The 14,366-nt window shown below is 46.2% G+C and carries 13 protein-coding genes; 9 read left to right on the top strand and 4 right to left on the bottom strand.

Going from position 1 to position 14,366, the window contains the following annotated elements; all coding sequences use genetic code 11:
• The first annotated feature begins 119 nt into the window (after window positions 1-119).
• The 5 genes from trxA to AC6I3O_RS19555 all read left to right on the top strand — a co-directional run bounded on the left by trxA (window position 120) and on the right by AC6I3O_RS19555 (window position 6,195).
• Window positions 120-428: a thioredoxin gene (gene trxA / locus AC6I3O_RS19575; protein WP_497852304.1), complete on the top strand. Its 309-nt coding sequence runs from the start codon at window positions 120-122 to the stop codon at window positions 426-428.
• A 177-nt stretch (window positions 429-605) separates the two neighbouring features.
• Window positions 606-3,194, top strand: a complete 2,589-nt coding sequence (gene clpB, locus AC6I3O_RS19570; protein WP_497852303.1) for an ATP-dependent chaperone ClpB — start codon at window positions 606-608, stop codon at window positions 3,192-3,194.
• Between the two features lie 236 nt (window positions 3,195-3,430).
• On the top strand, window positions 3,431-4,651 hold the full coding sequence (locus AC6I3O_RS19565; protein ID WP_497852302.1) for an LCP family protein: 1,221 nt from the start codon (window positions 3,431-3,433) through the stop codon (window positions 4,649-4,651).
• 54 nt (window positions 4,652-4,705) lie between these two features.
• The gene (gene srtB / locus AC6I3O_RS19560; RefSeq protein ID WP_497852301.1) at window positions 4,706-5,512 is read left to right on the top strand and encodes a class B sortase; all 807 of its coding nucleotides are present in this window, start codon (window positions 4,706-4,708) and stop codon (window positions 5,510-5,512) included.
• 92 nt (window positions 5,513-5,604) lie between these two features.
• Window positions 5,605-6,195 carry a hypothetical protein gene (locus AC6I3O_RS19555; RefSeq protein WP_497852300.1) on the top strand — a complete coding sequence of 197 codons (591 nt, stop codon included), beginning with the start codon at window positions 5,605-5,607 and terminating at the stop codon, window positions 6,193-6,195.
• 580 nt (window positions 6,196-6,775) lie between these two features.
• On the opposite strand, the gene AC6I3O_RS19550 is transcribed toward AC6I3O_RS19555, so the two are convergent.
• Window positions 6,776-7,378, bottom strand: a complete 603-nt coding sequence (locus tag AC6I3O_RS19550; protein ID WP_497852299.1) for a hypothetical protein — start codon at window positions 7,376-7,378, stop codon at window positions 6,776-6,778.
• A gap of 95 nt (window positions 7,379-7,473) precedes the next feature.
• Window positions 7,474-7,710, bottom strand: coding sequence for a sortase family protein (locus AC6I3O_RS19545; protein WP_497852298.1), 237 nt, complete (start codon window positions 7,708-7,710; stop codon window positions 7,474-7,476).
• Between the two features lie 134 nt (window positions 7,711-7,844).
• Here AC6I3O_RS19545 and xylB point away from each other — a divergent pair, with 134 nt between their 5' ends.
• Window positions 7,845-9,320 (top strand): xylulokinase, encoded by a 1,476-nt coding sequence (gene xylB / locus AC6I3O_RS19540; RefSeq protein WP_497852297.1) that lies wholly within the window; start codon window positions 7,845-7,847, stop codon window positions 9,318-9,320.
• Window positions 9,321-9,371: 51 nt separating this feature from the next.
• Here the strand turns inward: xylB and AC6I3O_RS19535 are convergent, their stop codons facing one another.
• Window positions 9,372-10,220, bottom strand: a complete 849-nt coding sequence (locus AC6I3O_RS19535) for a YitT family protein (RefSeq protein WP_497852296.1) — start codon at window positions 10,218-10,220, stop codon at window positions 9,372-9,374.
• A 31-nt stretch (window positions 10,221-10,251) separates the two neighbouring features.
• Window positions 10,252-11,601, bottom strand: a complete 1,350-nt coding sequence (locus AC6I3O_RS19530; RefSeq protein ID WP_497852295.1) for an MATE family efflux transporter — start codon at window positions 11,599-11,601, stop codon at window positions 10,252-10,254.
• A 345-nt stretch (window positions 11,602-11,946) separates the two neighbouring features.
• Between AC6I3O_RS19530 and larC the strand changes: the two genes are divergently transcribed.
• The 3 genes from larC to AC6I3O_RS19515 are packed head-to-tail and all read left to right on the top strand — an operon-like array spanning window position 11,947 to window position 14,360.
• The gene (gene larC, locus AC6I3O_RS19525; RefSeq protein ID WP_497852294.1) at window positions 11,947-13,278 is read left to right on the top strand and encodes a nickel pincer cofactor biosynthesis protein LarC; all 1,332 of its coding nucleotides are present in this window, start codon (window positions 11,947-11,949) and stop codon (window positions 13,276-13,278) included.
• A 15-nt stretch (window positions 13,279-13,293) separates the two neighbouring features.
• Window positions 13,294-14,166, top strand: a complete 873-nt coding sequence (larE, locus tag AC6I3O_RS19520) for an ATP-dependent sacrificial sulfur transferase LarE (RefSeq protein WP_497852293.1) — start codon at window positions 13,294-13,296, stop codon at window positions 14,164-14,166.
• Window positions 14,163-14,360 carry a metallophosphoesterase family protein gene (locus AC6I3O_RS19515; protein WP_497852292.1) on the top strand — a complete coding sequence of 66 codons (198 nt, stop codon included), beginning with the start codon at window positions 14,163-14,165 and terminating at the stop codon, window positions 14,358-14,360. The genes larE and AC6I3O_RS19515 overlap by 4 nt, the downstream gene beginning before the upstream one ends.
• The last annotated feature ends 6 nt before the right edge of the window (window positions 14,361-14,366 follow it).

The raw sequence follows: 14,366 nt of genomic DNA, 5'->3' as shown, positions 1-14,366 counted from the left end.
TATTTTTTTAATCCTAATTAAAAAAATTTCATAAAATTGGTTTTTTAGCTAAAAATGTATGGAAAAATAGGTTATAATAAAGTATATTATATATTTTTATGCAGAAAGGAAGATAAAAGATGGCAGCATTACATTTGACAAAGGAAAATTTTAAGAAAGAGGTATTGGAGTCTGATGTGCCGGTTCTGGTTGATTTCTGGGCGACATGGTGCGGACCCTGCCAGATGGTAGGACCGATTATCGAGGAGATTGCGGGAGAGGTCACAGATGCGAAGATTTGTAAGGTGGACGTAGATGAGAACCCGGAACTGGCGAAGGAGTATCGGGTAATGTCAATCCCGACGCTGATGGTCTTCAAGAACGGAGAGGCGGTTAAAAGGGAAGTTGGCGCGAAGCCAAAGGATGAGATTTTGGACATGCTGAAATAGAGGCAGGAGAAGGCGTACTAAGTGATATTGAGAATTGTTGTGAAGTCAGTGATTAGGGCTTCACAAAATTTTTATAAAAGAATTAGCACTCAATCCTTGACAGTGCTAACAAAATGCGTTAATGTTATATTGTAAATAGAACACCAACTAATTCAGCATTAAAAAGGAGGCTGTACTATGAATATAAATAAATTTACGCAGAAATCCATGCAGGCAGTGAACCAATGTGAGCGGGTAGCGCTGGAATACGGCAACCAGGAGATTGAACAGGAGCATCTCCTCTATGGGTTGCTGACTCAGGAGGACAGCTTGATACTCAAGCTCATGGAGAAGATGGGAATCGACAAGAACACGATTCTTGAACGGACAGAGGAAGCCCTTAGGAAACGGACCAAAGTACAGGGCGGCCAGCAGTTTATCGGGCAGGATTTGAATAAAGCGCTCATCCACGCCGAAGACGAAGCGCGGCAGATGGGGGATGAATATGTATCCGTTGAGCACATTTTCCTGTCCCTCCTGAAATACCCCAACAGAGAACTCAAGACCATTTTCCGGGAAATGGGCATCAAACGGGATGACTTCCTGAAAGCATTGTCCACGGTCAGAGGCAACCAGCGTGTGACCAGCGATAACCCGGAAGATACCTATGACACCCTGAACAAATACGGCTCAGACCTGGTAGAGCGCGCAAGGGAGCAGAAATTAGACCCGGTGATTGGGCGGGACTCAGAAATCCGCAATGTAATCAGGATTCTTTCCCGTAAGACGAAGAATAATCCTGTACTGATTGGAGAACCTGGCGTCGGCAAGACGGCTGTGGTAGAGGGATTGGCGCAGAGAATCGTCCGGGGCGACGTGCCGGAAGGACTGAAGGACAAGACCATTTTCTCTCTGGACATGGGCGCGCTGGTAGCAGGCGCAAAATACCGGGGCGAGTTCGAGGAGCGTCTGAAAGCCGTACTGGAGGATGTGAAGAACAGCGACGGCAGGATCATCCTGTTCATCGACGAGCTGCATACCATTGTAGGGGCAGGCAAGACAGACGGCGCCATGGATGCTGGCAATATGCTAAAGCCGATGCTGGCAAGAGGGGAACTTCATTGTATCGGAGCGACGACGCTGGATGAATACCGGCAGTATATCGAGAAGGATGCCGCTCTGGAACGGCGTTTCCAGCCGGTGATGGTGGATGAGCCGACGGTGGAGGATGCCATTTCCATTCTCCGGGGGCTGAAAGATCGTTATGAGGTATTCCACGGGGTGAAGATTACGGACAGCGCGCTGGTAGCGGCGGCAACTTTGTCGGAGCGGTATATTTCCGACCGTTTCCTTCCGGACAAGGCAATCGACCTGGTAGACGAGGCGTGTGCGCTGATTAAGACGGAGCTTGACTCTATGCCCGCCGAGTTAGACGAACTCCAGAGGAAGATTATGCAGATGGAGATTGAGGAGGCAGCGCTCAAGAAGGAAGACGACCGGCTGAGCCGGGAGCGGCTAGAACACTTGCAGCAGGAATTGGCGGAGCTTAGGGAAGAGTTTGCTGGAAAGAAAGCACAGTGGGATAACGAAAAGGTGGATGTGGAGCGCGTCCGGAAACTTAGGGAAGAGATTGAGCAGGTACACAAGGATATCGAGAAGGCGCAGCAGTCCTATGACCTGAATAAAGCAGCGGAGTTACAGTATGGGAAACTTCCTCAGTTACAGAAGCAGTTAGAGGCAGAAGAAGCAAAAGTTAAGGATGAAGAGAAGTCTCTGGTTCATGAGAGCGTGACCGACGAGGAAATCGGAAAAATCGTATCCCGGTGGACGGGGATTCCGGTCACAAAACTTAATGAGAGTGAGCGCAGCAAGACCCTTCATCTGGCGGAAGAGCTTCATAAGCGGGTGATTGGGCAGGATGAAGGCGTGGAATTAGTGACAGAGGCGATTATCCGTTCCAAGGCTGGGATTAAAGATCCCACGAAGCCCATTGGCTCATTTCTGTTCCTTGGACCTACGGGCGTGGGGAAGACCGAGCTTGCAAAGGCTCTTGCAGAGAGCCTGTTCGACGACGAGGGCAACATGGTGCGGATTGACATGAGCGAATATATGGAGAAGTATTCTGTGTCAAGACTCATTGGGGCGCCTCCGGGATATGTGGGATATGACGAAGGCGGCCAGTTGACCGAGGCAGTCCGCAGGAAACCCTATTCCGTAGTGTTGTTCGACGAGGTGGAGAAAGCCCATCCAGACGTGTTCAATGTGCTGCTTCAGGTGTTGGACGACGGGCGGATTACGGATTCCCAGGGGCGTACCGTGGACTTTAAGAATACGATTCTGATTATGACGTCTAATATTGGTTCTTCCTATTTATTAGAAGGAATTGATGACCAGGGGAATATCAGCGAGGAAAGCCAGAAGATGGTCATGGATGATTTAAGGGCACATTTCAGGCCAGAATTCTTGAACCGGCTGGATGAGACGATTCTGTTCAAGCCGTTGACGAAAGGCGATATTTATCATATTATTGACTTGTTGGTGGCAGATGTCAACAAACGTCTGGCGGACAGGGAGATTTCTATTTCACTTACGGAGGCGGCGAAGAATTATGTGGTAGAGGGCGGATACGACCCGACTTATGGGGCAAGGCCGCTGAAACGATATCTCCAGAAGAATGTAGAGACGATGGCGGCAAGGCTGATGCTAAAGGGAGACATAGGGGCGCAGGATACTATCGTGCTGGATGTGGAGAATGGAAGTTTGAAGGCATTTGCAGGGCATGAATGATATCAAAGATCATGAACGCAATTACGATAAGATTGAGGAGAGAGGATTGCCCGCTCTCCTCAAAGTATCGTTCATTTTAGTAAATATAGCAGGATAATATCAACCATTGTAAGTTATTTTTGTCATTTATTTCAAATAAAACTTTTCGTTTTTACTTGACATTCATAGGAAATAAAGTATAATTTTTAATAGAAAGCATTTATTTGTTTTTTGTAGTGGACTGATATATGGAGGCAATGATGAAAAAAAATAACGACCTTTTCCCCGAAGTGGATAGTACAGGGGATTCCTCGGATTTTTCAATCGAAGTCCTTTATGAGGATTCTTTCGACGACAGGCCTCTTGATGACGATGGCTCTTGGGATGATGATGAACATAGACATCACAGACACCGGCATAAGCACAAGCATGAGAAGCACAAGAAACATCGCACCCTGAAGAGATGGAAGAAGGTTATGTTAGGCCTGATAGCGGTTATTGTGGTCGGTATTGCAGGACTGACGGGGGGCTTCTTCTATTTGCGCGCCCAAGGTGAAAAACATCTTAAAACCAATGTTGCGGCAGCAGGGGATTCAGCAGAGGCGCAGGAAGGGTTATACATTACATATAATAATAAGAAGTACCAATATAATGAGGATGTCATTAATTTCCTTTGTCTGGGAATAGCCAAGGATGTTCCGATTGAAGAAAAGACAGCTATTACTGGACTTGAGACCGGAGGAGAAGGATTTGCAGATGCAGTAATTTTGGTAAGCCTTAATATTGCAAGCGGCAAGATTAAGATTTTCGCGATTCCAAGAGATACTATTGTTCCGGTTAAGGTTGTTGATTCGGCCGGATATTTTGTAAGAACCGAGAATATACAGCTTACTGCGCAACACGCATATGGACAGACCGCGGCAGAAGGCGCTGAGCTTATGGTAGATGCGGTGTCGAATTTATTTTACAAGGTGCCGATTCAACGGTATTGTTCGATTAACCTTTCCGCGATTCCAATTTTGAATGACGCGATTGGCGGAGTTGACGTGCAGGTGTTGGAGGATATCAATGGTTCTACTGGGACATATCGTGCTGGAGAGACTATTCATCTGGAAGGGAAGATGGCGGAGGATTATGTACGCCAGAGAGATACCAACATCTATGGAAGCAGCTTGAATCGGCTTGAACGTGAAAAGCAATATATTACCAACTATTTTGCAACAGCAAAAGAAGCAATAAAAAAGGATATGACGCTTCCAATTACGATTTATAACAGTCTTCAAGGCAATATGTTTACGAATATTACGGTGGAGGATATCGCCTATTTGGTGCCGGAGTTATTGAATATCCCATTGAGTGCGGAGGATATGATGACAATTCCAGGTGAAGCAACCTGGGGCGAATATATGGAGTATAATGTAGACACTGACCAGTTGAAAGAGATTGTTATCAATAATTTTTACAAAGAGATTCCATAAAGGGTTGATTATGGAGGGAAAACATAGTAAGATAAGGTTATGGAGGAGAAACCAATGGATCAAGATAAGAAGCAGAAGAAGTCTTCTGGGAATTCGAAACTGATTATTATCCTTGCAGTCGTATTAGTGCTTGCAGCGGCAGGCGGGGTTGGGTTCTATATGCATTCATCCAAGGAAAAAGCGAAAGTTGCCGCCGAGGAAGCGAAGACGGCAGATCCGGATAAGACTCAGGAACGATATGAGAAGTTGAAAGAACAGGCTACAGTTAAGGAAGATCCGAATGATCCGATGAACCGTGAGATTGATTTTGCGGCTCTTCAGGAAGTGAATCCGGATGTATACGCATGGATTTGGATTCCGGGAACGAATGTGGATTATCCGATTCTCCAGAGTGAGACGGAGCCGGATGAATATTATCTGAACCACACGATTGAGAAGAAGGAAGGGCTTCCGGGGACGATTTATACGGAGAAGTATAATGCAAAAGATTTTACGGATCCGGTAACCATCGTTTATGGACATGATATGAAGAACGGAAGCATGTTTGCGAATCTTCATCTGTATGAAGATCAGGCGTTCTTTGACGCTAATCCGTACATTTATATTTATATGCCAAATCAGGCTTTGAAGTATAGAATCTTTGCAACGGTGGTTTTTGATGACCGGTATATACTTGGGAATTATAATTTCTTGGATCCGGAAGATTTCCAGATGTATCTGGATGAGCTTAGGAGTTCCATTAACGGACATGTGAATAAGGACGTGAATGTTACACAGGAATCAGGGATACTTACATTGTCTACCTGTATTGCTACATCGCCGAATGAAAGATGGATGGTGAATGCGACACGGGAGCAGTAGTTGACCATAGATGGTCTGATAAGGATATTAAGGCATATAAAGCTTTAATATATAATCACACAAGTAACAGAATAAGGAAGGAGTAAAAGAATATGAAGTTTAAGAAATTAGTTGCTTTATGTACTGCAGGCGCTCTTTGCCTCGGTATGAGCTTAACAGCATTTGCAGCAGATGCTAGCCGTGAAGAGCTTCCGGCAGGCGTTACAGCTGGCGATGTAAAACTTGAAGTAAAACCGTTAAACAAACAGCAGTTAGAGGATGTTAAAAAGGATTTAACATCAATCCTGGAGAATTCTGGACGTGGCGACATGCCAGAAAACAGCAAAGCTGAAGTAGTTGTTGCAGCAGATATTGATGTTCCAAAGGGGACAGACACTTCCAAAGGTGTTCAGATTGAAGTTGCTCTGACTGATACCCAGAAAAATGGTTTATCAAATGGTGACCGTCTTTATGTGCTTCACTGGAATGGAACAAAGTGGGAAGTTCTTAATGGATGGGCTGAGTACAGAGATGGTAAATTGTATGCGAAAGTATTCGATTTCTCTCCATTTGCTTTCGTAAAGATTACACAGATAACATATGATAAAGATGGTAAGCCGGTAGAGAAGGTTATCACTCTGGAGAAAGATACTGGTAAGGTTGTAACACCTGCTAAGAAGGCTTCTCCAAAGACAGGCGAGTAATTCATTTGTTTTCCAGGCATAGGCTGACAATTCTGTTAAAAATATATTTCTCACAGAATTGTTCAATATGCCGTATCTGTAGGGAACTTAGCCCTACGTTAAAAAAAATAAGTGATATGACATAACTGTTATTGTGTGATAGAAAGAGACCATTCGGCTATAAGCAGGGTGGTTTTTTTCATTTGTTTTAGTGGAAAATGTAGAAATAAGATTAGCCAATTGAGATGCCGTAAGAGTTGGAAGCGAACGAAGCACCTAAATCTAAAATTTATATACAATATGACGGATAATAATGAATCGAGTAGGCAAGAGCCATCTTCCCCTGCTCGCAGCGCGACCCGTGCGCCGCTTCAGCGGCATATTTCCTCTGCACGGGTCTGCGCATGGAAAGGGACCATCCCGCCTACGGCTAGATGGTCCCTTTCTATCACACAATAACAGTTATGTCATATCACTTATTTTTTTTAACGTAGGGTTAAGCTCCCTACACCATGAATTCACTGTTTCATCAACAATTCGGTGAGGGATAAAGTAAATTTTTAACCGGAATTGTCAATTTATGCGGCAAAATTCTAATAGATTATTCTCCTGTTCTTGGAGAAGACGGCGTCCTAGTACCATCTAAATTCGTTCTCCTACCAGTTGTAGTATCAACCTTAACAACCTTACCGTTAGACATTACCTTAACAACTGCAAATGGTGATAAGTCACTGACATGAACCTTAACAACTGCATTGCCATTAACAGTAATAACTGTAACAGGGATGATCTCCAAGCCATCTTTTCCCCAGTGGAAAACATATACGGTATCACCGTGCTTTAAACCGGCTGCTGCAGCAGAACCGATATTTAAATCAAGATCCAAACCACCCTCTGGAATTTTTTCGCCATCTTTCAGATCAACATCTTTGGAGAAAACGACTACAGGTGTCTCACCGTCTTTTAAATCAAATCCGTTCTCTTCAAAAAGATCAGCTATTTTTTCTGGATCTTTGAGTGCATCCTTAACGGCTGCCTCAGTGGTTTCTTTATACTCTAATGGAAGAACTTTTCCATTTTCGTCTGTGGCATATGCAGGAACTTTTTCAGGGCTTTTGTCTGTGCCAGCTGCAAATGCGGTCATGCTCATACCAAGGCAAAGAGCGCCTGCAGTAATCAGAGCAACTAATTTTTTTAATTTCATATTCTCTTACTCCTTCCTTAATCTGTTATTCGTGTGATTATATATTAAAGCTTTAAATGCCTTAATATCTCTGCCATACAAACTGTCTACGGCTCTTACTGCTCCCGAGTCGCATTCACTATCCATCTTTCATTTGGCGATGTTTCGATACAAGTAGATAATGTGAGGATTCCCGATTCCGGTGTCACATTCACATCCATATTCACATGTCCGTTAATCGAACTCCTAAGCTCATCCAGATACATCTGGAAATCCGCCGGATCCTGAAAATTATAGTTTCCAGTTATATAACGGTCGTCAAAAACTACCGCTGCAAACAATCTATACTTCAAAGCCTGATTTGTCGTATAGAATAATGCGCCAATAAGGTCAAAATAGTGCTTATCAAACAGGAAAGCAGGGTGTATAATGACAAGAAAGTGACAGGAAATTACAATAGAAAAAGAAGCAGAAAGGCGAAGCGCATATGAAGTATTTCGTAGGAATCGATTTAGGAACGTCAAGTGTAAGGGCAGTCGCAGTCAATACGGAGGGAAGAATAGCCGCAGCAGGACAGTGTGAATATGATATCATGAAACCAGAACTGAATTATGCCGAACAGGACATGGAACAGCTCTGGAGAGCTGCTGTCCTTGCAATCCGTAAGATGCTAAGCACAGGCGAAGAAATCCGTGAAAACATCAGCGGAATCGGCTTTTCCGGTCAAATGCACGGGCTTGTAATGTTAGATGCTCACGGCAAATTAATCCGCAATGCCATTATCTGGGCAGACCAGCGGTCAAGCAAGCAGATTGAGCAGATTTACGGTACAATTCCCCGGAAAGAATTCTGTGAAATATATGGGAACAGGCTCAGTACCGGATTCCTTCTGCCGTCCCTTCTGTGGGTGCGGGAGCATGAGCCTTGGAACTATGAGAGAACCAGCAAAGTATTGTCGCCAAAAGACTATATCCGTTACCGTATCTGTGCAGAGATAGGGACAGACGCCTCTGATGGCAGTGGAACAGGTATTTGGGATATGGAACATCGTACATGGGCATATCAACTGCTAAATCGGTTAGGCATTTCGCAGAATCTACTGGCACAGAGCCATGAGTCATATGAAAAGGCTGGTACAGTGACAGAAGCGTGTGAAATGGAGACGGGTTTAAAGGCTGGGACTTTTGTTGCCTATGGCGGCGGCGATTCCTTGATGATGGAGCTTGGAAACGGCATGATTCAGAGGGGCAGGATGGCATCGACCATCGGGACGGCCTGCCACCTGACCTGTGCATTAGATCAGCCATTATATGACCCTGAGTTTCGGACAAATACATGGTGCCATGGCGAAGAAAAACTATGGAGTATCATGGGGGCGCATTTAAGCGGCGGTGTCGCACTGAAATGGCTGAAGGATCAGATTTTAGGATTCAAAGATTTCGATGCTATGACGGAGATTGCAGAGGAGATCCCGGCAGGAAGCGAGGGAATGTTGTTTCTCCCGTATTTGAATGGAGAACGTACGCCCCATAACGATCCGGATGCCAGGGCAATCTATTTGGGGATGACTTTAAAGCACACGAAGGCACATATGATTCGGAGTACGATGGAGGGGATTGTCTATAGTATGAAGGAGTCTTATGACATTTTCCATTCTCTGGGAATTACGGCAGAGCGCATGATTGCGGCGGGTGGAGGGGCAAAGAGCCGGTTATTCCGGCAGATACAGGCGGATATGTACCAATGCCCGGTATATACGAATCAAGAGAAGGAACAAGCAGGCGTCGGCGCGGCAATGACGGCGGCGGTAGGAAGCGGATATTTCCGAAATTATGGGGAAGCTTGCGACAGTATGGTGCATTTAAGCAGTGAAGTAACAGAACCTAATCCTGAAAATATGAAGCGATATGAGGAGGATTTCCAGAGGTTCAAAGAAATCTATCCTGCAAATAAGAAATTATAAAAGCGGCAGCTATAGAAAGCCAAATGGCATTCCCCTTGCTGCCGCTAAAAACTATTGGTAGCGTTTATTCAACGAAAACCCGCGTCCCCGTACTTCACTCACCCTGCTGACAATGATGAAACTTTCCGGGTCAATATTGTGAATCAGCTTCTCCACTTTAGGCAGTTCCCGGTTAGATATCACACTTAAAATAACGGGAGAGGGGTTATGCAGATAACCGCTTTCCCCGTTCAATATGGTAACGCCCCGGTCAATCTGGGTCAGGATTGCGTCGCGTATCTCATCAGATTTCTCACTGATAATCTTAATCTCCGTCCTCGTTGCGCCCATGAGCAGCATTTTATCCAGCACAAGGGTATAAATCAGTACCAGTACCACTCCGTACAGGATATTTTCCGCCGGACGGAACAATGCCTGTGACAGCAAGATACAGACGTCAAATGCATACATACTGACAGACACTGGAATCCGTACCGTTTTTTGCAACACAAGCGGAGGGATGTCCATGCCTCCCGTAGACGCCCCTGAGCGGATGACGATTCCAAGGGCCATCCCGATGCCAAGCCCGGAAAAAATGGTACATAGCAGGATATCCTGAGTCAGTATGTAGTTCCCTAACACCCGGTCAAGCACTTCCAACGACAACGGATACAAGAAGGTACTGGCAAGTGTGGTAACGGCAAAGGCTTTTCCCAGACAAAAGAAACCAATGACCAGCATTGCCACATTAAAAACAAGGACAAAGGATGAGATGGAAAAGTCTGTCAGATAGTTGACGGTCAGCGCAATACCGGTGGTCCCTCCTGTCACCAGACCGGCAGGAAGCAGGAACAGCTTTACGGTCAAAGCATACAGAAAATTCCCGATGACTACGGAAATCAATGATAAAACAGTATTCATAACAAAATTCCTCCTAAAATGTATCAAAATGTCAAGCGTTAATTTTCGCTTCTAAAGGTTTGGATTTCCAGTAATAGAGGGTAAATACCACGGAACTCAGCGTCCACGTAAGGGGATAAGCCCAAAAAATCACATTGATTACCGGGACAAAATGGATTACAACCGAGATATATCCAATTCGGACGCCGCACCAGAAAATCAGCATGACGATCATCGGAACTATGGATTTTCCCGCTCCCCGCAGGATTCCAGCCATACAGTGGGAGAACGCCAGCAGGAAGAAGAAGAACGTCTCCGTCCTCGCCTGGCTCGTCCCAAAGGCGACGACCTCCGGTGTATTGTTGAAAGCGGCAATCAGCAGCGGCGCAAGGAAATAGATGATTATCCCGATCATCTCCGCACCAATAGTTGTACAGACGACGCCGAAAGCTGCGCCCTTCTTGGCGCGGTCATATTTTCTGGCCCCAAGGTTCTGGCTGATGAAGGTGGTAAGCGCCATGGAGAAGCAGGTAATCGGCAGGAACCCAAAACCCTGCACCTTCGAGTATGCGCCGCATCCGGCCACAGCCATTTGGCCGAACTGGTTGATATTTGCCTGAACAAACACGTTCGCAACAGAAATAATGGAATTCTGGAATCCGGCGGGCAGCCCATTGGTAAGAATCCGTTGCAGCATATTTTTTTCAAGATGAATTTTCCGGAAGGAAATCCGGAATTCCTCCGGGCTTCGGAGTAACTGGCGCAGACACAGGGACACACTGATAAACTGTGAGATAACCGTTGCAAGCGCCGCGCCTCCCACGCCATAATGCAGCACGCCAATGAAAAATAAATCCAGAGTGATGTTAATGGCAGAGGAAATTACAAGGTAAATCAGCGGGTGGCGGCTGTCGCCAACCGATTGCAGGATACCCACGAAAATGTTATACATCACGAACGCCAGTGACCCGCAGAAATAAATCCGAAAATATGTAATCGAGTTAGGCAGGACGGCAGACGGCGTCCCCATCCATACCAAAATCTGGGGCGCTGCAAAGACGCCTACAAGCGTAAGGAGACATCCGCAGATTAGTCCAAAAGCGATGGTGGTATGGATTGCCTTCTGGAGGCTGCAGATATCCCGCGCGCCGAAATACCGGGCGATCACAACACCCGCTCCAATAGAAATCCCGTTAAAGAACCCGACCATCAGAAAAATAAGGCTGCCGGATGAGCTGACAGCCGCAAGTGCGGCATCGCCAAGAAAGTTCCCGACGATTAGGGAATCCGCCGTATTATAAAGCTGCTGGAAAAGATTTCCCCAAAAAAGAGGAAACGCAAACGTGATGATGCGCTTCCAGATAGTGCCTTCTGTCATAAGGGTAGATGTAGTATTTGACATAGAAATATGCCTCCGTTATCTGATATTTTGTAATGTTATTTTAAGCATTTGCCTGTCAGGTCTGCAAATTCCTTGTGTTTATCCTCATAGTAACCCTCCTTTCTGCTGATTTGGAGTTTGGGTTTCCTGATAAAAAAAGTAGGTATATAAGATATATCGGCTAAAGGCGCAGAAAGAAAACAGTCGAATTGGAAATAAGAAGGGCCAGGAACGAAATTTTGCTTCCATATTTGATGCTTTTTCAAGTAAGTATTAGACATTATATAGAAGTCTGTCGTATAATGGAAAACGACGGTAATTAAAAAATTTTATCATAATATGCGTGGTTTCAGGAGGTAGAAGAAAATGTTACATGGAAAACAGGGAAATACATTGTATCTGGAGTGTTACAGCGGAATCAGCGGCGATATGACGGTCGGCGCGCTGCTTGACCTTGGGGCAGACAGAAAAGTATTAGAAGAGCAGCTTGGAAGCCTTCCGATAGACGGATTCAGGATTGAAATTGGAAGGGTACAGAAGTCGGGGCTGGATGCCTGTGATTTCCGGGTGTTGTTGGATCAGGAGCATGAGAACCACGACCATGATAATGCGTATTTATATGGACATAGGCATGAAGATCCACATGCCCATTCCTGCGAAGGACACATGCATGAAGGGCATATGCATCATGGACATGGGGAACATCCCCATGCTCATGGCTGCGCACACACCCATGAGCATAGAGGGCTGCCGGAGATAACATCTATCATACAAAACTCCGGGATTACAGAACGCGCCAAGATAATCGCAACGAATATATTTACCGTGTTAGCAGAAGCAGAAGCGAAGGCCCACGGAAAGGCCATAGAGGAAGTCCATTTCCACGAAGTAGGAGCTGTGGATTCTATTGTTGATATTGCTGCGGTATCGATCTGCCTGGACAACCTAAACATTACGGAAGTCATTGTGCCTGAGCTGTATGAGGGCAGAGGAACGGTCAGGTGCCAGCACGGAATCATCCCAGTCCCGGTTCCGGCAGTGGTCAATATCGTTGGGCGGCACGGGATCGCACTGCACATGACAGAGACAGAAGCAGAGCTGGTAACGCCTACCGGCGCGGCAATTGTAGCTGCGGTGCGGACTTCCGATAAGCTCCCGGGCAGATATAAGATAAGCCGGGTTGGGACAGGCGCAGGGAAGAGGGATTATAAAAGACCCAGTATCCTGCGTGGGATGCTGATTGAGCCGGAGTCCGGGGACACAGATTCCATTTACAAACTGGAAAGCAACATCGACGACTGTACGGGAGAATCCCTGGGGTATGCTATGGAACGGCTGCTTGAAGCCGGCGCGCGGGATGTGCATTATACGCCTGTGTATATGAAGAAGAACCGTCCGGCATATCAGCTCAATGTAATCTGCAGCCAAGAGAAGATTGCAAAGATGGAAGAAATCATGTTCCGTGAGACGACTACGATAGGAATCCGCAGGATGAAGATGGAGCGCACAGCGCTAAGACGTGAAATCCGCAAGATACCGACTTCCCTTGGGGAGGCGGAAGTGAAGGTATGTGAAATCAACGGAAGTTTAAGGGTTTACCCGGAATATGAGAGCGTAGCGGCAATCTGTAGGGAAAAAGGACTGCCATATCAGGAGGTGTGGGAGCTGATTTGCCGTGAGGCAAGTGAAATAAACTAGAATAAGGACAGCAATATGGACCACTATCAACAAAAAGTAGAAATTCTTAGAAAAAAAATGCACCGGTACGCTGCAGCAGATACCATCATAGCCTTTTCCGGCGGCGTGGACAGCAGTCTCTTGCTGAAGCTTGCCAGCGACGCCGCAAGAGAAACCGGGAAAAAAGTTTATGGAATCTATCTCCACACAATGCTGCACCCCGTAAAGGAAGAGGAAGGCGCGCAGAAAGTGGCGCAGGAAATGGGAGCCATATTCCGGGTATTAAAGGTTGACGAATTGGAAGGCGCCGGCATAGAAGACAACCCATTGGACAGATGCTACCGCTGTAAACGCCATCTTTTCTGCAAAATCCAAGAAAAGGCAAAAGAGCTGGGCGTATCCACAATACTAGAGGGAACGAATGAAGACGACCTTCACGTATACCGTCCGGGAATCCGGGCAGTCCGTGAGCTGGGCATCCTAAGCCCGCTGGCAGACGCCGGGTTCTCCAAAGCAGACGTGAGAAGGCTTGCGGGAGAGTACGGCATTTCCGTGTCCGATAAGCCGTCTGCCCCATGCCTTGCCACCCGTTTTCCCTATGGCGCACGCATTTCTTATGAGGAAATGCGCAAGGTAGAGGAAGGCGAGACTTTTTTGAAAAATATGGGACTGTACAATGTCCGTCTGCGGGTTCACGGAGGGCTTGTAAGAATTGAAGCCGACCAGGACAGCCTGCAAACCATTCTGGAACAACGGGACGGGGTAATCGGGCATCTGAAAAGCCTTGGCTACAGATATGTGACTTTGGATTTAGAGGGATTCCGTTCGGGGAGCATGGATGAGCCGGATAACCAGACTGACTCTATCACGCCCAGTCCTCATACCGCATTGAAAGGAGAGAACAGATGAAGATTTTAGCGCTGTCAGATACCCACGGGCTGCTTCGCCCTCAAGTGGAGAAAATGCTTGGGGAATGTGACGCGGTAATCCATGCCGGGGATTTCCAAACGAAAGAGATTGAAACTAAGATTCAGGGTGCTGTAGGGGCTGGCGTCCCGTTATTCATGGTCCGAGGAAATAAAACAAAAAATACAGAAAAATAGAGAGGG

This window comes from Sporofaciens sp. St.21A7 (assembly GCF_059728535.1).
This window is presented reverse-complemented; position numbering and strand designations above follow the sequence as displayed.

Excerpts from the sequence above, each read along its gene's own strand:
- xylB (WP_497852297.1), top strand. The coding sequence starts at position 7,845 with ATGAAGTATTTCGTAGGAATCGATTTAGGAACGTCAAGTGTAAGGGCA.
- AC6I3O_RS19530 (WP_497852295.1), bottom strand. The coding sequence starts at position 11,601 with ATGTCAAATACTACATCTACCCTTATGACAGAAGGCACTATCTGGAAG.
- AC6I3O_RS19550 (WP_497852299.1), bottom strand. The coding sequence starts at position 7,378 with ATGAAATTAAAAAAATTAGTTGCTCTGATTACTGCAGGCGCTCTTTGC.
- clpB (WP_497852303.1), top strand. The coding sequence starts at position 606 with ATGAATATAAATAAATTTACGCAGAAATCCATGCAGGCAGTGAACCAA.
- srtB (WP_497852301.1), top strand. The coding sequence starts at position 4,706 with ATGGATCAAGATAAGAAGCAGAAGAAGTCTTCTGGGAATTCGAAACTG.
- AC6I3O_RS19555 (WP_497852300.1), top strand. The coding sequence starts at position 5,605 with ATGAAGTTTAAGAAATTAGTTGCTTTATGTACTGCAGGCGCTCTTTGC.
- AC6I3O_RS19515 (WP_497852292.1), top strand. The coding sequence starts at position 14,163 with ATGAAGATTTTAGCGCTGTCAGATACCCACGGGCTGCTTCGCCCTCAA.
- AC6I3O_RS19535 (WP_497852296.1), bottom strand. The coding sequence starts at position 10,220 with ATGAATACTGTTTTATCATTGATTTCCGTAGTCATCGGGAATTTTCTG.
- larE (WP_497852293.1), top strand. The coding sequence starts at position 13,294 with ATGGACCACTATCAACAAAAAGTAGAAATTCTTAGAAAAAAAATGCAC.
- trxA (WP_497852304.1), top strand. The coding sequence starts at position 120 with ATGGCAGCATTACATTTGACAAAGGAAAATTTTAAGAAAGAGGTATTG.
- larC (WP_497852294.1), top strand. The coding sequence starts at position 11,947 with ATGTTACATGGAAAACAGGGAAATACATTGTATCTGGAGTGTTACAGC.
- AC6I3O_RS19565 (WP_497852302.1), top strand. The coding sequence starts at position 3,431 with ATGATGAAAAAAAATAACGACCTTTTCCCCGAAGTGGATAGTACAGGG.